This is a genomic window from Streptomyces sp. NPDC049915 (genome assembly GCF_040656475.1).
GTDB lineage: Bacteria > Actinomycetota > Actinomycetes > Streptomycetales > Streptomycetaceae > Streptomyces.
The window spans coordinates 160124-177387 of record NZ_JBFAMH010000004.1 but is presented as its reverse complement, the minus strand read 5'-3'; the positions used below and the strand labels follow the sequence as shown (position 1 = coordinate 177387).

Sequence of the window (17264 nt, the reverse complement as noted above, 5' to 3'; positions counted from 1 at the left end):
CGGCCGGTCAGGCGAGCGCGCCGCGCACCGCCCGCACCAGCGCCTGCGCCCTCGGGTCCGCCGTCACGCTCTGCCGGAACCCGTTGGTGACGTAGCCGAAGGCGATGCCGGAGGCCGGGTCGGCGAAGCCGAGGGCGCCCCCGCGGCCGGGGTGGCCGAAGGAGCCGTCGGCGAGCAGCGGCGAGGCGCTGCCGTGCAGCATGTAGCCGAGCCCGAAACGGGTGTTCACGACCAGCACCCGGTCCGGGCCGGCCGACTGCTCGCCGCGCGCGAGTTCCATGGTCTGCGGGGTGAACAGCCGCGTTCCGCCGTCGACCTCGCCGATCAGTGCGGCGTAGATACGGGCCAGTCCGTCGGCGGTGGCGATGCCGGTGGAGCCCGGCAGGGCGGCCGCGTGGTAGGCGGGGTCGTTCTCGTCGGGAGAGGGGGCGATCGCCCCGAAGGCACGCAAGGTCAACGACGCGGGGTCCGCATACGCGTCGGCGACCGCGCGCTTGGGCCGGGTCTTCAGCCCGCCCGCCTCGGGTGCTGTGACGGGCCCGACACGGCCCAGGCGCGGGCGGACGTTCTCCGGCAGCCCGAGCCAGAAGTCAGCGCCCACCGGGGCCGCCATCTCGTCGGCGATCCACTTGCCGATCGGCCGCCCGGTGACACGCCGCACCACTTCGCCCGTGAGCCAGCTGTAGGTGTGCGCGTGGTAGCCGTGCTCGGTGCCCGGCTCCCACACCGGCGCCTGTGCCGCGACCGCCGCCGCGGCGCGGTCCGGGTCGGCGGCCTCGGCGAGGGTCAGCGGCCGGACCAGCACGGGGACGCCGGCCCGGTGGGCGAGCAGGTGCCGCACCAGGGTGCGCTCCTTGCCGGCCGCCTTGTACTCGGGCCAGTGGGCGCCGACCGGCGCGTCCAGGTCCAGCTCGCCGCGCTGGTGCAGCAGCAGGAGGACGGCCGCGGCGACGCCCTTGGTGGCCGAGCGCACGATCTGCGCGGTGCCCTGCTCCCAGGGCTCTGAGCCGTCGACGTCGCGGGTGCCGCCCCACAGGTCGACGACCTTGTGCCCGTCCCGGTAGACGGTCACCGCGGCGCCCTTCTCCCCGAGCGCCGTGAAGTTACGGGCGAACGCCTCCCTGACCGGCTCGAAGCCCTCGGCCACCGCTCCGTGCACGTCCACGTCCGCACTTCCCTCCGACTTGCCTGCGACGCAGCGGGTAACGCCGGCGGACCGCCTGCGATTCCTTTGCTCAGCGCCCCGGTGAGGATCGTTATACCGATGTTGCCGGGAGGGCGTGCGCGGGTGACGGCCCGCCGGGGCGTCAGCCGAGAGCCGCCCTCAGCTCCTCGCAGACCCGCTCCACTTCCGCCGCCCCTGGCACGTGCCCGGCTCGCCCCATGGCCACCTGCAGCGCCGGCCCGAAGGCGTCGTACCGGCTCACGTCCTCCCCGCGCACGGGCTGCACGACGAAGTGCAGATGGCCGGGGACGCCGCCGGCGTGCGACCAGAGGCACACATAGACCTGTTCCGGGGCGACGATCTCGGTGACCGCGGCGCTCACCCGCTGCAGCAGGGGCCCCAGCTCGCCGGACTCCCGGGCGGTCAGCTCGGCGACATGGGTCACGTGCCGGGCCGGTTTGACCACGACGGTCCCCAGGCCGAGCGGGCCGACGCAGTGCTCGACCACCCAGCACCCGCTGCGCAGCAGCGTGCCGCCCGGCAGGTGGGCCCTGCCGGTCATCAGGTCGCACGCCAGGCACCCGGCGTGCGGCGCCGCCTGACCGGTCATCGCCCCTCCTCGTGCAGACGTCCCCGGTGTGGTGCGTCACGCGCCCGTCGTCACCGAGCGCGGGTCGAAGCCGAAGGGCAGCTCCAGGCGGTGGGCGCGCATCAGCTCCTCGTCGGCGAGCAGCTCGGCCGTCCTGCCGTCCGCCGCGATCACGCCGTCGCTGAGGATCATCGAGCGCGGGCACAGCTCCAGGGCGTAAGGGAGGTCGTGGGTGACCATCAGCACCGTCACGTCCAGGGAGCGCAGGATGTCGGCCAGCTCCCGGCGGGAGGCGGGGTCCAGGTTGGAGGACGGCTCGTCCAGGACGAGGATCTCCGGCTCCATGGCGAGCACGGTCGCCACCGCGACCCGGCGGCGCTGACCGAAGGACAGATGATGCGGCGGGCGGTCCTTGAAGGCGAGCATGCCGACCCGCTCCAGCGCCCGGTCCACCCGCTCCTCCAGCTCGGCGCCCTTCAGCCCGGCGGCGGCCGGCCCGAAGGCGACGTCCTCGCGGACCGTCGGCATGAACAGCTGGTCGTCGGGGTCCTGGAAGACGATGCCGACCTTGCGGCGGATCTGAGCCATGTTCCGCTTGCCGACGGGCAGCCCGGCGACCTTCACGGTGCCCGCCCCGCCGGACAGGATGCCGTTGAGGTGCAGCACGAGGGTCGTCTTGCCGGCGCCGTTCGGCCCGAGCAGCGCGACCCGCTCGCCGCGCGCGAGGGTGAAGTCCACGCCGAACAGGGCCTGGTGCCCGTCGGGGTACGCGAAGGCCAGACCGGCCACGTCCAGTGAAGGTGTCACAGGAACCATCCCAGCAGACAGACGACCAGGGCCGAACAGGGGAGGGCGAGGGCGTGCCGCCACTGCGCCCGCGAGGCGGTCACCTCGTCGATCACCGGCATGGAACCGGCGTATCCGCGGCTGACCATCGCCAGGTGGACGCGCTCGCCGCGCTCGTAGGAGCGGATGAACAGCGCGCCCGCCGACTTCGCCAGCACCCCCCAGTGCCGCACGCCGCTGGCCTCGAAGCCGCGGGACTCGCGGGCGATGCGCATGCGCCGCATCTCGTCGGTGATGACATCGCCGTAGCGGATCATGAAGGACGCGATCTGCACCAGCAGCGGCGGCAGCTTCAGGCGCTGCAGGCCGAGCAGCAGCTCGCGCAGCTCGGTCGTGGCGGCGAGCAGGACGGACGCGGCGACGCCGAGCGTGCCCTTGGCGAGCACGTTCCACGCCCCCCACAGGCCGTTGACGCTCAGCGACAGACCGATGACGTCGACCCGCTCGCCCTCCGCGACGAACGGCATGAGCACCGCGAACGCGACGAACGGCACCTCGATCAGCAGCCGTTTCAACAGGAATCCCGCGCCCACGCGCGCCTGGTACGCGACCACGCCGAGCAGGACGGCGTACAGGGCGAACGCCCACATCGCCTCGCGCGGTGTCGAGACGACGACGACCACGAAGGCGAACGCGGCGGCCAGCTTGGTGTGCGGCGGCAGCGCGTGCACCGGCGTGTGCCCGTGCCGGTAGAGCCGGTGTGCGTGCCCGGCGCCCATCTCAGACGTTCTCCACGGTCGTCGACGCCGGCGACACGTCGTCGCTGCGGCGCCGGCGCACGGCCCAGAACACCGCGCTGCCCGCGACGACCGTCACACCGACGCCGATCACGCCGGCGAGACCGCCGGACAGCCGGGCGTCGCTGATGTCCTTCACGCCGTAGCCGGCGAGCGGCGAGTCGTCGGAGGCGTGCGGCTTGGCCTTGTGGTCGATGCCCTGGTCGCGCGCGACCTTCTCCAGCCCGTCGGGGCTGGCGGAGGCGTAGAAGCTCACGAAACCGGCGAGGACGAGGGAGGTGACCAGCCCGGTGATCCACACCTTGCGCCGCGAGGTGCGCGCCGCGGCCGGCACCGTGACCGGCGTCGGGGCGTCCACCAGCTCCCCGTTCACCTTGAGCTTCAGCCGCTGCCGGAGCCCACGCGCCCCGTACACGAGGTCCGGGCGTACGGCGATGACGGCGGAGACGGTCAGCGCGGTGATCGCGGCCTCGCCGATGCCGATGAGGACGTGCACGCCGATCATCGCGGTGGCGACCTTGGACAGGGACACGTCGGTCGTGCCGCCGAGGGCGTAGATCGCGGTGAAGGCGACCGCGGCGGCCGGCACCGACAGCAGCGCGGCGACGAAGGAGGCGACGGTGACCGAGCGGCGCCTGCGGGGCAGTACCTTCACCAGGCCGCGGAAGACGGCGTAGGCGACGACGGTCGTGACGATCGCCATGTCGGTGATGTTCACGCCGAGCGCGGTCAGGCCTCCGTCGGCGAACAGGATGCCCTGCATGAGCAGGACGACCGACACGCACAGCACGCCGGTGTAGGGGCCGACGAGGATCGCGGCGAGTCCTCCGCCCAGCAGATGGCCGCTGGTGCCGGCCGCCACGGGGAAGTTCAGCATCTGCACCGCGAAGATGAACGCGGCGACCAGGCCGGCCAGCGGCGCGGTGCGTTCGTCCAGTTCACGGCGGGCGCCGCGCAGGCTCACGGCTATCGCGCCGGCGGCGACGACGCCGGTCGCGGCGGAGACCGGGGCGTTGATGAATCCGTCAGGTACGTGCACCGTTCGATGATAGTGGCTTAATGCGAACGACTTGCAAGAGCGAGTCACTGGTCATCTCGGAACGGCTACGTCAGATGTGAGATGGCGCTCAACAGGGCGTGAGCCGCCTCATGTGGGACATTGGTATGGGAAGCGGATGTACAGCTTTCATATAGGTCACTGACTGTAAGGGGCCGTCCGATGTCCGTAGTCGAGCAGTACGCACGAGCCCACATCGTCACGGACACGGACGCCGAAGAGGACACGGCGATACCGGTGGTCCTGCGCTACGACCCCGAGACCGACCCGCGCTCGGTGCGCGTCGGCCTGCCCGGCACCGACGAATGGACCTTCTCCCGCACCCTGCTCGAACAGGGACTGCGCGCCCCGGCCGGCACCGGCGAGGTCCGGGTGTGGCCGTGCGGGCGGGTCGGAGCCGTCGTGGAGTTCCACTCCGCGCGGGGCGTCTCCGTCGTCCAGTTCGAGACGAAGACGCTGCTCCGCTTCCTGCGGCGCACCTATCTGGCCACCGTCTGATTCCCCTCGGGGCCGCTTCCCGTGCGGTGGGCGCTCTGCGGTGGGCGCTCAGCCCATCTTCAGCAGCGCCGCCACGATCGGCCCGGCCGTGTCACCGCCGTGACCGCCCGCCTGCACCACACCGGCCGCCGCCAGATCGCCCTTGTACGCCGTGAACCAGCCGTTCGGCTTGTCCTGGCCGTCGACCTCCGCCGAGCCCGTCTTGGCGCCGTAGTCCGGGCCGAGCCCGGACATCGCCTCGGCCGCCGTACCGGCCGCCGCCGTGTACCGCATCAGCTCCCGCAGCTGCGCCAGCGTCGACGGCGACAGGGTGCGCGAGGCGTGGGCGAGGCTGCGGCCGTCCACGTCCGGGGAGACCAGATAGGGCTGGTGGAAGGAGCCGGACCGCACGGTCGCCGCGACCGAGGCCATGTTCAGCGGGTTCATCCGCACCCCGCCCTGGCCGATCAGCGAGGCCGCCTTCTGCGCCGCCGACTGCACCGGCACCGCACCGTCGAAGGACGGCACACCGAGCGACCAGTTGTTCATCGACAGACCGAACACCTGCTGCGCCTGCTTCGTCAGGTCGTCGTTGCTCAGCTTGGGCGCCTGGCTGATGAAGGCGGTGTTGCAGGAGCGGGCGAAGCTCGCCTTGAACGAGCCGTTCTTGATCTCGAACTCGTCGTCGTTCTGGAACTTCCAGCCGCCGTAGGAGAAGTACTTCGGACACGGGTGCTGCTTGTCCACGGCGGCCAGGCCCTTGTCGAGCAGCAGCGACGAGGTGATGATCTTCATCGTGGAGCCGGGCGCGAGCGAACCCTGCAGCGCGGTGTCGAAGCCGTGGCCGTTGTTCGCGACGGCGAGGATCTCACCGGTCGAGGGGCGCAGCACGACCACCGAGGCCTGCGCCCGCTTGGCCACCTGCTGCTCGGCCGCCGCCTGCAGCCGCGGGCTGAGTGTCGTCTTCACCGTGCCGGGCGTGCCCTTGCGCAGCTCCAGCAGCGTCTTGTCGGAGAGCTTCTTCGCCTTCGATGCCTTGCCCCGCACGACCCGCAGCTCGATGCCGGCCTTGCCGCCGGCCTTCTTGCCGTACTTCTCGCGCAGCCCGTCCAGCACCGAGCCCAGCGACGGGTACTTCGCCGCGGTGATCTCGCCGCCCGCGCGGTCCAGCGCCTTCACCGGCGGCGTGCCCGACTCGCCGGTGACCAGGGTGTCGCCGTCCGACAGGCCGGGATGGACGACGGAGGCGTGCCAGTCGACGTAGGGCTTGCCGTCCTCGGCGCGGCGCACCACGGTGAGCGCGCTGCTGTAGGCGAGCGGCTTGCTGACGCCCTGGTAGGACACCGTGCCCTGGACGGTGAACGGCACCTTGGCGCCCTGCGGCGCGCCCGCGGTCAGGGTGACGCCCTGGACGTGGGCGTCCTTGGTGTAGCCGGTCAGCAGGGCGGTCGCGGCCGCGGCGTCGGAGGTGGCGGCCGCCGCCTGGGGCAGACGGCCCTGCTGCCAGGACGTCAGGAAGGTCCGGGCGGTGGTGGTGACCTCGGCCGCGGACAGCGGGCCGGTCTTCACGGCCTTCTTGTGGGCCGCCGCCTGCGCCGCCGTGTTGTCCTCCGCCGCCGCGCCGCCCCCGTACAGCGCGTACGCGCCGATCCCGGCGCCGCCGACGACCACGGCGATCATCCCGCCGACCACGGCGGGCCCGGTCCTGCGTCGCTCGGCGACGCGTCGTCTCTTGCCCACTGCTCCCTGTTCCTCCGCGCGTTCCCCAGGACGCCTCCAGGCCCCTGGTCCCCCTGCCCTCGTCGCCCTCACCCATCCCAACGACGGCGACCAGCCTAGAGTCCCGTCCTGCGCGGCTGACGTCAGCCGCCCACCCGTAGCACGCTTGCGACAATCGGCCCGGCCGCGTCGCCGCCGTGTCCGCCCTCCTGGGTCATCGCCGCCGCCGCGACATCGCCCCGGTAGCCGGTGAACCAGCTGTTGGACCTCGCCTGCCCGTCGACCTCCGCCGAGCCGGTCTTGGCGCCGATCCGGCCGCTCAGCCCGGCCATCGCGCGGGCGGCGGTGCCGCTGGTCGCGGTGCGGTTCATCATGGCGCGCAGCTGGCGGACGGTGTCCGGCGACAGGCCACGGGCGTGGGCCAGTTCACGGTCGTCCAGGCTCTGCGGCACGAGCACCGGCTGGTGGAAGGAGCCCGTCATCGCGGTCGCCGTGACGGAGGCCATGTTCAGCGGGCTCATCTGCACCTGGCCCTGGCCGATGAGGCCGGCCGCCTTGTCGGGGCCCTCCACGGCCGGGACGGAGCCGTCGAAGGAGGGGATGCCGGTCTGCCAGTCGTCCCGACCGAGGCCGAAGCGCTCGGTGGCCTCCTGGTTCAGCGACTCGTTCTTCAGCTGCTTCACGTACTTGATGAAGGCGGTGTTGCAGGAGCGGGCGAAGCTGTCCGCGAGCGTGGCGTCGGTCTGCGCCTTCATGCCCTTGAGGTTGTGGAAGGTCTGGCCCTCCCACAGGACGTCGTCCGGGCAGGGTGCCGGTCCGTTCGCGGTGGTCAGACCGTTGTCGATGAGGGTGGCCGCCGTGACGATCTTCATCGTGGAGCCGGGCGCCAGCTTGCCGAGGAAGGCGGCGTTGAAGCCGTCGCCGCGGTGATTGGCGACGGCCAGCACCTCGCCGGTGCTCGCCTTGACCGCGACCACCGAGGACTCGGCGTAGTTGCGCACCGCCGTCTCGGCGGCGGCCTGCGCACGGGCGCTCAGCGTGGTCGTCAGCTTGCCCGCCCTGCCCTCGGCCAGCGTGAGGAGGGTGGTGTCGGCGGTGCCGGCGTCGGCGTGGTGGATGCTGAGCTCGACGCCGGGGGTGCCGCCCGTCCTGTCGCCGTACTTGGCGCGCAGTTCGTCCAGGATCGGGCCGAGCGAGGGGTACTTCTCCTTGGTCAGGACAGCGCCGTCGCGGTCCACCGCCTCGACCGGCGGTGCGGCCGCCTCGCCGGTGACCAGGAGGTCGTCCATGCCGGTGAGCTGCGGATGCACCACGGACGGCTGCCAGTCCACCAGCGCCCGCCCGGTGGTCAGCCCGCGCACGACGGTGAGCCGGCTGCTGTAGTCCAGCGGCTTGCTCCTGCCGCCGAACGACACCGTTGCCTTCACCGTGAACGGCACGGTCGCGCCGCTCGCCGCACCCGGCGTAATCCGCACCCCGGTGATGTGGGCCGCCTCGCCGTAGGAGGTCAGCAGCGGCTCCGCCTTCCCCGTGTTGTTCGTGTACGACGCCGCCTCGGCCGCCTGCCCCTTCTCCCAGGCCGCGAAGAAGTTCCGCGCGGTCTCGCGCACCTCGTCGCTGCTCGGCGGCCCGCTCTTCACCGGCGCCGGGCCGCTCGCCCCGCTCCCGCCGGTGTCGCTGAGCGCCGAGACGACGTTGTAGGCCCCGTACCCCGCTCCGCCCACCATGGTGACCAGCACCGCGGTCACGATGCCGGCCTTCACCCCCGAACGCATCCCGCGTCCCTCCCCGTGTCTCCCCTTGGAGCCCTCGCCCACGCGTAATTGAACGTGTTCAAAGACCGTGTCGTCCCGCACTGTATGCGGAGGGCGGGCCCGGTGGGGCGTCTGTTCCCGGAAGTTGTCCGAAGAGAGACGGGAAGCGCTCAGTCAATCCGTGTCATACCCACGTATCCAGCCACATCCGCGACCGCCACTGGTCGATGGGGATCGCCGTGCCCGTGAACAAGGGCCAGAAATAGATGAAGTTCCACGCGATCAGGAGGACCAGGACGCCCGCGCTCGTCGCGCCCGCGACGCGGCGGGTGTCGCTCGCGCCGGGCGAGCCGACGATCGCGCCGAGCAGCATCGCCACCGCCAGGCACAGGAACGGCACGAAGACGACGGCGTAGAAGAGGAAGATCGTGCGCTCCTGGTACAGGAACCACGGCAGGTAGCCGGCCGCGATGCCGCAGGCGATCGCGCCCGCCCGCCAGTCGCGGCGGAAGAACCAGCGCCACAGCACGTACAGGAGCGCGAAGCAGGCCACCCACCACAGCAGCGGCGTGCCGATCGCCAACACCTCCCGCGCGCACTTCTCGCCCGCGTCCGCCGGGCAGCCGTCCTTGCCGGGCGCCGGGGACTCGTAGAAGTACGACACCGGGCGGCCCAGGACGATCCAGCTCCAGGGATTGGACTGGTACGTGTGCGGCGAGTGCAGGTTGAGGTGGAACTCGTACACCTCGTGCTCGTAGTGCCACAGGCTGCGCCACCAGTCCGGGAACAGCCACGACCAGCTGCTGTGCTTGCCGTCGGTGGCCGCCCAGTTGCGGTAGTAGCCGCCCGTGCCGTCGGTGGGGGAGAGGATCCAGCCGAGCCAGGAGGCGAGGTAGGTGACGACCGCCACCGGCACCGTCGCCACGAACGCCGGCCCCAGATCGTGCTTGAACACGGCCGCGTACGGGTGGCGGGCGCCCGCCACCTTGCGGGAGCCGACGTCCCACAGCACCGTCAGCACGCAGAACGCCACCAGGACATACAGGCCGTTCCACTTGGTGCCGATCGCCAGACCCAGCATCAGGCCGGCCAGCCAGCGCCAGGGGCGCAGGCCGAGGCCCGTCGTGTCGGCGGTGTGCGCGTGCGGGCGCACCCGGCCGTCGGCGTCCACGGGCAGCGCCGCGGCCAGCCGCTCCCGCGCCTTGTCCCGGTCGACCACCAGGCAGCCGAACGCCGCCAGCACGAAGAACATCAGCACCCCGTCCAGCAGCGAGGTGCGGCTCATCACGAAGTGCAGCCCGTCCACCGCCATCAGCGCGCCCGCCAGGCAGCCGAGGAACGTGGAGCGGAACAGCCGGCGGCCGATCCGGCACAGCATCAGCACGCTGAGCGTGCCGAGCAGCGCCGTCATGAACCGCCAGCCGAACGGGTCGAAGCCGAAGATCAGCTCGCCGAGCCCGATGACGTACTTGCCGACCGGCGGATGCACGACGTAGGCGGGGTCCGTCGGGATCGGGACGTGGCCGTTCGCCGACAGGATCAGGTCGTTGGCGTTCTTGTCCCAATTGACCTCGAAACCGCGGTGGACGAGCGCCCAGGCGTCCTTGGCGTAGTACGTCTCGTCGAATATCACCGCCTTCGGGCTGCCCAGGTTCCAGAACCGCATCACGCCCGCCATCAGCGTCACCAGCAGCGGACCGCCCCAGCCGGACCACCGGCGGATCCGGTCGGCCATCACCGGCGGCACGCCCAGCACCTGCCACAGCCGCGGGCTCGGCGCGGCATAAGGCGGCACCAGCCGGTCGGGTACGTCGGCGGCGGGCCGTTCCGCGTGGCCGAAACGGCGCAGCCGCTGCTGCCACGACGGCCGCTGGTCGTGCGGTGCCCGGTCCTGCCGGGTGTCCGTGGAGGACGCGGTACTGGTCACCGCGCCATCGTAGGGAACCGCGCTGTGTGAGTCCCGTGCATGGCCGGGATGCGGTCCCTCGCGGCGCGTCCTGGGAGGATGGGGGCGTGACTGGAACCCTTGTTTTGGCGGGCACCCCCATCGGCGACGTCGCGGACGCCCCTCCCCGGCTCGCGGAGGAACTGTCCGGGGCGGACGTCGTCGCCGCCGAGGACACCCGGCGGCTCAGGCGCCTGACCCAGGCGCTCGGTGTGACGCCCAAGGGGCGCGTGGTGTCGTACTTCGAGGGCAACGAGTCCGCCCGCACGCCGGAGCTGGTCGAGGAACTGGTGGGCGGCGCACGGGTGCTGCTGGTCACCGACGCGGGCATGCCGTCCGTGTCCGACCCGGGCTACCGGCTGGTCGCCGCGGCCGTCGAGAAGGACATCAAGGTCACCGCCGTGCCCGGGCCGTCCGCCGTGCTGACCGCGCTGGCGCTCTCGGGGCTGCCGGTGGACCGGTTCTGCTTCGAGGGGTTCCTGCCGCGCAAGGCGGGGGAGCGGCTGTCCCGGTTGCGGGAGGTCGCCGAGGAGAGGCGCACGCTGGTGTACTTCGAGGCCCCCCACCGGCTCGACGACACCCTCGCCGCCATGGCCGAGGTGTTCGGTGCCGAGCGGCGCGCGGCCGTGTGCCGGGAGCTGACCAAGACCTACGAGGAGGTCAAGCGTGGCCCGCTCGGCGAACTGGCGGCGTGGGCGGCCGAGGGGGTGCGCGGGGAGATCACCGTGGTCGTGGAGGGGGCGCCCGAGCGGGGCGCGCAGGAGGTGAGCGCCGAGGAGCTGGTGCGCCGGGTGCGCGCGCGCGAGGAGGCCGGGGAGCGCCGTAAGGAGGCGATCGCGGCGGTCGCGGCCGAGGCCGGGCTGCCCAAGCGGCAGGTGTTCGACGCGGTGGTGGCGGCGAAGAACGCGGGGGCCGCCGGCGCCGGGGCGTGAACCCGTGGCGAGGGGCGTATACCCCCTCTGAGCAGGGCGCATCTCGGCTGAGCGTGCGCCCCATGGCCGGGTAAACGGCCGTCACTGATGGCAAAGCCGAAACGGACCGAACGGGTCACTTTCGGCAAGGAAGCTCCAAATCGGGTCCAACACTCGACAGCACCCGTGCGTTCGCGGTCGCGGAAGCGTCCACTGGATGAAGGGACGCACCCGTCCCTGTTCAGCGACAACAGGAGCCGGCATGAGTGAGATCACCGGGCAGCCCGGCCTGCGCAACGGCGCGACGGCCGTCGTCCACGAGTCGTACTCCTTCGCCTGCATGCGCTGCGGCACCGGCTGGGAGCAGGCGTACGAGATAGAGCACCACACCGACGCGGACGGCCACCAGTTCGTGCTGTACGTCACCGGCGGACGCGTCGTGCCCTCGCCGCTGCAGCGGCCCCGGTGCCAGAACTGCGAGAGCCATGTGATCCGCATCATGCGGCCCGGACGCGTGGCCTCCGTCCGCGGCGCGCACGACATGCACCGGGTGCCGCCGGCCGGCCCCGTGGAGGTCCCGCAGGTGCCCGCGGCACGCGGACCGGCCGCGCCGGACCTCACCGCCGAGCGACGGCACTGGCACCTGTCCGACCTCCTGCACGCCCTCCACCTCCACCGCAAGGCGAGCTGAGCGCACGCGACACCCTCCACCGCGAGGCGAGCCGAGCGCACGCGACGCCGCGGCCGGACCGGACGGCATGCCCCTTTCGTAGGATCGGGGCATGCCTGCGAACGCCCCCGACCCGGCCGACCCGCGCGACAAGAACGCCGCGCCGCCCCTTCCGGAGCCCCTGCGGATCCCCGTCGCCGACTCCCACACCCACCTCGACATGCAGTCCGGCACCGTGGCCGAGGCGCTCGCGAAGGCCGCCCGTGTGGGCGTGACCACCGTCGTCCAGGTCGGCTGCGACCTGGCCGGCTCCCGCTGGGCGGCCGAAACGGCGGCGCGGTACGACGCCGTCCACGCCACCGTCGCCCTGCACCCGAACGAGGCCCCGCGCATCGTCCACGGCGACCCCGACGGCTGGTCGAGGCAGGGCGCCCGCGCGGCCGGCGGTGACGCGGCGCTCGACGAGGCGCTCGCCGAGATTGACCGGCTGGCCGCACTGCCGCAGGTCAAGGGGGTCGGCGAGACCGGCCTCGACTACTTCCGCACCGGGCCGGAGGGCAAGGCGGCGCAGGAGCGGTCCTTCCGCGCCCACATCGAGATCGCCAAGCGGCACGGCAAGACCCTCGTCATCCACGACCGCGATGCCCACGCGGACGTGCTGCGCGTGCTGAAGGAGGAGGGCGCCCCCGAGCGGACCGTCTTCCACTGTTACTCCGGCGACGCCGAGATGGCGCGGGTCTGCGCGAGCGCCGGCTACTTCATGTCGTTCGCCGGCAACGTGACCTTCAAGAACGCCCAGAACCTGCGCGACGCCCTCGCCGTGGCCCCGCTGGAGCTGGTCCTCGTGGAGACCGACGCGCCCTTCCTGACGCCGGTGCCCTACCGCGGCCGGCCCAACGCGCCCTACCTCGTGCCGGTCACCGTGCGCGCGATGGCCGCCGTACGCGGTATCTCGGAGGACGAGCTGGCGGGCGCCCTCGGCGCGAACACCGCCAGGGCCTTCGGTTACTGACCATCTGTTCGCCACCCTCCGTAGCCGTGCCGCTTTGGAGAGTGAGCGCGGCTCCGCTAGGTTCTGGGCCCGACCGGGACCCCTTCGGACCCAGGAGTGGCGGCGTGAACAACTCCCCGTACGCGTACCCGCAGTACTCGCCGTATCAGCCGCAGCCGCGGTGGGAGGACACGGACCCCCAGCCGCCCCGGCAGGACGCCGGGGGACAGCCGCAGTGGCGCTACGCCGGGCCGCAGCCGCCGTACCCGCCGCAGGACCCCTACACGGCCGAGACCCTGGGATACGGCGAGGTGTACGAGCCGCCGGCGGCGCCACAGCCCGTCCCCGCCCCCCGAACGGTGGCGCACCGCCGGGCCGCTCGCCGGCGCGGAACGCGGTACGCCGAGCGGGCGGACGGCTCCGTGCGCCGGCTGCTGCCGCAGGCCCTCGTCGTCGCCTTCCTCGCCGGCGGCACCACCGCCTTCGTCGCCCAGGACAAGGCCGTCGAGCTGAGCGTCGACGGCGGCCGGCCGCGCACCCTGCACACCTTCGCCGACGACGTGACCGACCTGCTGGCCCAGGAGGGCGTCGAGGTCGGGGCGCACGACGTGGTCGCGCCCGGACGCGGCGCGCACCTGGAGAACGGCGACGAGATCGCCGTCCGCTACGCCCGCCCCGTGCGGCTCACGATCGACGGGCAGCCACGCGAGGTGTGGACGACCGCGCACACCGTCCAGGAGGCGCTGGAGCAGCTCGGCGTGCGCGCGCAGGGCGCCTACCTGTCCATCGCGCGCTCCCAGCGCATCGGACGCGCCGGGCTCGCCCTCGACGTGCGCACCGAACGCGCCGTGACCGTCATGGCGGACGGGCAGACCCGCACCATCCGCACCAACGCGGCGACCGTGCGCGAGGCCGTCGAGCAGGCCGGCTTCACCCTGCGCGGCCAGGACACCACCTCCGTCGCGCCGGGCAGCTTCCCGCGCGACGGGCAGACCGTCACCGTGCTGCGGATCAGGGGCAGCAAGGAGGTGCGGGAGGAACTGATCCCGTTCCGGGAGCGGCGCACCGACGACCCGTCCCTCTTCCGGGGGACGGAGGTCGTCGAGCAGCAGGGGCACCCCGGCCTGCGCCGGGTGACGTACACCGTGCGGACCGTCAACGGCGTACGGCTCAAGCCGCGGCGCGAGCAGACCGAGCTGGTGCGCCGGCCGCGCACCCAGATCGTGCGGGTGGGCACCAGGGCGCTGCCGGCCTCCGTCCATGGCGCCGACCACCTGAACTGGCAGTCCCTGGCGGTCTGCGAGTCCGGCGGCCGGCCCGACGCCGTGGACCCTTCGGGGACGTACGGCGGGCTCTACCAGTTCGACACCCACACCTGGCACGCCCTCGGCGGCACCGGCCGCCCGCAGGACGCGCCCGCGGCCGAACAGACGTACCGGGCGAAGAAGCTGTACACCCGCAGCGGGGCGAGCTCCTGGCCGCACTGCGGGGCGCGGCTGCACGGCTGAGCGGCCCGGGCCGTCGCGCCCCGCGCGCCCCCGTACCCTTGTCACGTGAGCAGCCCCACCCCGGACGCCCTGCTGGGCCCCGCCGACATCCGTGAACTCGCGGGCGCCCTCGGCGTCCGTCCCACCAAGCAGCGGGGACAGAACTTCGTCATCGACGCCAACACGGTCCGCCGGATCGTCCGCACCGCCGGCGTCCGGCCCGACGACGTGGTCGTCGAGGTCGGCCCGGGGCTCGGCTCCCTCACCCTGGCGCTGCTGGAGGCCGCCGACCGGGTCACGGCCGTCGAGATCGACGACGTGCTCGCGGCCGCGCTGCCCGCGACGATCGCCGCCCGGATGCCGGAGCGCGCCGAGCGGTTCGCGCTGGTGCACTCCGACGCCATGCACGTCACCGAGCTGCCGGGCCCGCCGCCCACCGCGCTGGTCGCGAACCTGCCGTACAACGTGGCCGTGCCGGTCCTGCTGCACATGCTCGACACCTTCCCGGGCATCGAGCGCACCCTCGTCATGGTGCAGGCGGAGGTCGCCGACCGGCTCGCCGCGGGCCCCGGCTCCAAGGTGTACGGCGTGCCGTCCGTGAAGGCCAACTGGTACGCCGAGGTCAAGCGGGCCGGCGCCATCGGCCGCAACGTCTTCTGGCCCGCGCCGAACGTCGACAGCGGGCTGGTCTCGCTGGTCCGGCGCGCCGAGCCGATCAGGACGACGGCCTCCCGGCAGGAGGTCTTCGCGGTGGTCGACGCGGCCTTCGCCCAGCGCCGCAAGACGCTGCGCGCGGCGCTCGCCGGCTGGGCCGGGTCCGCGGCGGCCGCCGAGGCGGCCCTGGTGGCCGCGGGCGTCTCTCCGCAGGCGCGCGGGGAGGCGCTGACCGTGGAGGAGTTCGCGCGCATCGCCGAGGCCGGGTCATCGCGGGGAACGGCCCCCGCGCCCCCGAACGAGGAGTCCGTGCAGCAGTGAGCGTCACCGTCCGCGTCCCCGCCAAGGTCAACGTCCAGCTCGCCGTCGGCGCCGCCCGCCCCGACGGCTTCCACGACCTGGCCAACGTCTTCCTCGCCGTCGGCCTGTACGACGAGGTCACCGTCACCGAGGCCGACGAGCTGCGGGTGACCTGCGCGGGCCCGGACGCCGGGCAGGTCCCGCTGGACCGCACGAACCTCGCGGCCCGGGCGGCCGAGGTGCTCGCGGCGCGGTACGGCATCGAGCCGGCCGTCCATCTGCACATCGCCAAGGACATCCCCGTCGCCGGCGGCATGGCGGGCGGCAGCGCGGACGGCGCGGGCGCGCTGCTGGCCTGTGAGGCGCTGTGGAACACGGGTGCCACCCGTGAGGAGCTGCTGGGCATCTGCGCCGAGCTGGGCAGCGACGTGCCGTTCAGCCTGACCGGCGGTGCGGCGCTGGGCACCGGGCGGGGCGAGAAGCTGGCGCCGCTGGAGGTCGGCGGCACCTTCCACTGGGTGTTCGCGATGGCCGGGCGCGGGCTGTCCACACCGGCGGTCTTCCGCGAGTTCGACCGGCTGGCGCAGGGCCGGGACATTCCCGAGCCGGTGGCCTCGCAACAGGTCCTGGACGCCTTGGCGAAGGGCGACGCGGACGCGCTGGCCGCTGCCGTCACCAACGACCTCCAGCCGGCCGCGCTGTCCCTCTACCCCGAACTGGTGGAGACCCTGAAGGCGGGCCGGTCGGCGGGCGCGCTGACGGCGCTGGTGTCGGGGTCCGGCCCGACGACGGCGTTCCTCGTCCGGGACGGTGCGGCTGCCGAGAAGGTCGCGGAGGCCCTGCGCGCGTCGGGCACGTGCCGGAGCGTGCGCATGGCGTCGGGGCCGGTGGCCGGGGCGACGGTCATCGACTAGGCGCTGCCCCTCCTGTCCCGATTTAGCCTGATTTCGCTATTTTTTGCTCTTGACGTCGAGAGATGTGGTGGGCACAGTGGGGACGTATACGACGTAAGCGTACATAGCTGGGCAGCGTGCTTGCGTCGTCGAGAGCTCAACCGAGGAGGGCCTCGCGATGAGCGCACCAGACATCCCTGTTCCCCCGTTCGTCGGCGGCCGGAAGTGGTCCGGCGACGGCCCGGTGAAGCTCTCCGTGCTGATGGCGGCGTACAACGAGGAAAGAACGATCGCCGCAGCGGTCGATTCGGTCCTCTCGCGCGAGTATCCGTGCGAGATGGAACTGATCGTCGTCGACGACGGCAGCAGCGACCGCACTCCGCTCCTGCTGGCCCAGCACGCGCATCCCCTGGTGATCACCCACCGGCACCCGCGCAACCTCGGCAAGGGCGCCGCCCTGCTCACGGCCGGGAAGCTGGCCACAGGAACGCACATCCTTCCCTTCGACGCCGACCTGGAGTACTCGCCGGACGACATCCCACGGCTCGTGGAACCCGTCATCCAGGGGCGCTGCGACGTCGTCTACGGGGCGCGGCTGTTCGGGCAGAACACGGTCTACCAGTCCTACCGCTACGCCCTGGGAAACGAGCTGATGACGCTCGCGGCGAACGTCCTCTTCGACGCGCACCTGGCCGATCTGCACACCTGCCTGAAGCTGATTCCGCTGTCGCTCTTCCGCTCGCTGCACCTGCATGCGCGCGGCTTCGGACTGGACACCGAGATCACCGCGTGTCTGCTCCGCATGGGCGTCCGCCCCTTCGAGGTCCCGGTGAGCTACTACAGCCGGTCGCACGCCGAGGGCAAGAAGATCAGCTGGCACGACGCCGTCGACTGCTTCCGCATCATGGGCAAGGTCCGCTGCATGCGCAGGGAGCGTGTCGGGCCCAGCAGCCCGCGGGCCCTGCCGCCCTGCCTCCCCGACTTCCAGGCCGAGCAGGACCTCAACGGCCGGCGGGCCGTCGGCCGGCATGACGTCAGTGGACCGTCCCCGCGCTGATCGCCGGGGTGC

The 17264-nt window shown here is 72.6% G+C and carries 16 protein-coding genes; 8 read left to right on the top strand and 8 right to left on the bottom strand.

Going from position 1 to position 17264, the window contains the following annotated elements; genetic code table 11:
* Positions 1-7: 7 nt before the first annotated feature.
* The 5 genes from AB0J12_RS08105 to AB0J12_RS08085 all read right to left on the bottom strand — a co-directional run bounded on the left by AB0J12_RS08105 (position 8) and on the right by AB0J12_RS08085 (position 4376).
* Positions 8-1165: a serine hydrolase domain-containing protein gene (locus AB0J12_RS08105; protein ID WP_363263386.1), complete on the bottom strand. Its 1158-nt coding sequence runs from the start codon at positions 1163-1165 to the stop codon at positions 8-10.
* Between the two features lie 142 nt (positions 1166-1307).
* A complete protein-coding gene (locus AB0J12_RS08100) occupies positions 1308-1775 on the bottom strand; it encodes a hypothetical protein (protein ID WP_363263385.1) in 468 nt (155 codons plus the stop codon).
* A 36-nt stretch (positions 1776-1811) separates the two neighbouring features.
* Positions 1812-2570 (bottom strand): ABC transporter ATP-binding protein, encoded by a 759-nt coding sequence (locus AB0J12_RS08095; RefSeq protein WP_363263384.1) that lies wholly within the window; start codon positions 2568-2570, stop codon positions 1812-1814.
* Entirely contained in the window at positions 2558-3319 is a 762-nt protein-coding gene (cbiQ, locus tag AB0J12_RS08090; protein ID WP_363263383.1) for a cobalt ECF transporter T component CbiQ, read from the bottom strand. The genes AB0J12_RS08095 and cbiQ overlap by 13 nt, the downstream gene beginning before the upstream one ends.
* A 1-nt stretch (position 3320) precedes the next feature.
* Positions 3321-4376, bottom strand: a complete 1056-nt coding sequence (locus tag AB0J12_RS08085) for an energy-coupling factor ABC transporter permease (protein WP_363263382.1) — start codon at positions 4374-4376, stop codon at positions 3321-3323.
* A gap of 180 nt (positions 4377-4556) precedes the next feature.
* Between AB0J12_RS08085 and AB0J12_RS08080 the strand changes: the two genes are divergently transcribed.
* Positions 4557-4892, top strand: coding sequence for an SsgA family sporulation/cell division regulator (locus tag AB0J12_RS08080; RefSeq protein ID WP_363263381.1), 336 nt, complete (start codon positions 4557-4559; stop codon positions 4890-4892).
* Positions 4893-4940: 48 nt separating this feature from the next.
* Here AB0J12_RS08080 and AB0J12_RS08075 read toward each other — a convergent pair whose 3' ends face one another.
* From AB0J12_RS08075 to AB0J12_RS08065, 3 genes are all read right to left on the bottom strand, one after another.
* Positions 4941-6611 carry a penicillin-binding transpeptidase domain-containing protein gene (locus AB0J12_RS08075; protein ID WP_363263380.1) on the bottom strand — a complete coding sequence of 557 codons (1671 nt, stop codon included), beginning with the start codon at positions 6609-6611 and terminating at the stop codon, positions 4941-4943.
* 122 nt (positions 6612-6733) lie between these two features.
* Positions 6734-8365 carry a penicillin-binding transpeptidase domain-containing protein gene (locus AB0J12_RS08070; RefSeq protein ID WP_363263379.1) on the bottom strand — a complete coding sequence of 544 codons (1632 nt, stop codon included), beginning with the start codon at positions 8363-8365 and terminating at the stop codon, positions 6734-6736.
* Between the two features lie 163 nt (positions 8366-8528).
* A complete protein-coding gene (locus AB0J12_RS08065; RefSeq protein WP_363263378.1) occupies positions 8529-10271 on the bottom strand; it encodes a phospholipid carrier-dependent glycosyltransferase in 1743 nt (580 codons plus the stop codon).
* Positions 10272-10357: 86 nt separating this feature from the next.
* On the opposite strand from AB0J12_RS08065, the gene rsmI reads away from it, so the two are divergent.
* From rsmI to AB0J12_RS08030, 7 genes are all read left to right on the top strand, one after another.
* Positions 10358-11221 (top strand): 16S rRNA (cytidine(1402)-2'-O)-methyltransferase, encoded by an 864-nt coding sequence (rsmI, locus tag AB0J12_RS08060; protein WP_363263377.1) that lies wholly within the window; start codon positions 10358-10360, stop codon positions 11219-11221.
* Between the two features lie 241 nt (positions 11222-11462).
* Positions 11463-11891: a hypothetical protein gene (locus AB0J12_RS08055; protein ID WP_363263376.1), complete on the top strand. Its 429-nt coding sequence runs from the start codon at positions 11463-11465 to the stop codon at positions 11889-11891.
* Between the two features lie 91 nt (positions 11892-11982).
* A complete protein-coding gene (locus tag AB0J12_RS08050) occupies positions 11983-12882 on the top strand; it encodes a TatD family hydrolase (protein ID WP_363263375.1) in 900 nt (299 codons plus the stop codon).
* Positions 12883-12986: 104 nt separating this feature from the next.
* Positions 12987-14369 carry a ubiquitin-like domain-containing protein gene (locus tag AB0J12_RS08045; RefSeq protein WP_363263373.1) on the top strand — a complete coding sequence of 461 codons (1383 nt, stop codon included), beginning with the start codon at positions 12987-12989 and terminating at the stop codon, positions 14367-14369.
* Between the two features lie 45 nt (positions 14370-14414).
* On the top strand, positions 14415-15323 hold the full coding sequence (rsmA, locus tag AB0J12_RS08040) for a 16S rRNA (adenine(1518)-N(6)/adenine(1519)-N(6))-dimethyltransferase RsmA (protein ID WP_363263372.1): 909 nt from the start codon (positions 14415-14417) through the stop codon (positions 15321-15323).
* Positions 15320-16216, top strand: coding sequence for a 4-(cytidine 5'-diphospho)-2-C-methyl-D-erythritol kinase (locus AB0J12_RS08035; RefSeq protein WP_363263371.1), 897 nt, complete (start codon positions 15320-15322; stop codon positions 16214-16216). The genes rsmA and AB0J12_RS08035 overlap by 4 nt, the downstream gene beginning before the upstream one ends.
* A gap of 157 nt (positions 16217-16373) precedes the next feature.
* The gene (locus AB0J12_RS08030; RefSeq protein ID WP_363263370.1) at positions 16374-17252 is read left to right on the top strand and encodes a glycosyltransferase family 2 protein; all 879 of its coding nucleotides are present in this window, start codon (positions 16374-16376) and stop codon (positions 17250-17252) included.
* Positions 17253-17264: the final 12 nt, after the last annotated feature.

Bases quoted from the DNA above. Each gene is read 5' to 3' on its own strand.
- AB0J12_RS08100 (WP_363263385.1), bottom strand. From the start codon at position 1,775: ATGACCGGTCAGGCGGCGCCGCACGCCGGGTGCCTGGCGTGCGACCTG.
- AB0J12_RS08095 (WP_363263384.1), bottom strand. From the start codon at position 2,570: ATGGTTCCTGTGACACCTTCACTGGACGTGGCCGGTCTGGCCTTCGCG.
- cbiQ (WP_363263383.1), bottom strand. From the start codon at position 3,319: ATGGGCGCCGGGCACGCACACCGGCTCTACCGGCACGGGCACACGCCG.
- AB0J12_RS08080 (WP_363263381.1), top strand. From the start codon at position 4,557: ATGTCCGTAGTCGAGCAGTACGCACGAGCCCACATCGTCACGGACACG.
- AB0J12_RS08070 (WP_363263379.1), bottom strand. From the start codon at position 8,365: ATGCGTTCGGGGGTGAAGGCCGGCATCGTGACCGCGGTGCTGGTCACC.
- AB0J12_RS08055 (WP_363263376.1), top strand. From the start codon at position 11,463: ATGAGTGAGATCACCGGGCAGCCCGGCCTGCGCAACGGCGCGACGGCC.
- AB0J12_RS08050 (WP_363263375.1), top strand. From the start codon at position 11,983: ATGCCTGCGAACGCCCCCGACCCGGCCGACCCGCGCGACAAGAACGCC.
- AB0J12_RS08030 (WP_363263370.1), top strand. From the start codon at position 16,374: ATGAGCGCACCAGACATCCCTGTTCCCCCGTTCGTCGGCGGCCGGAAG.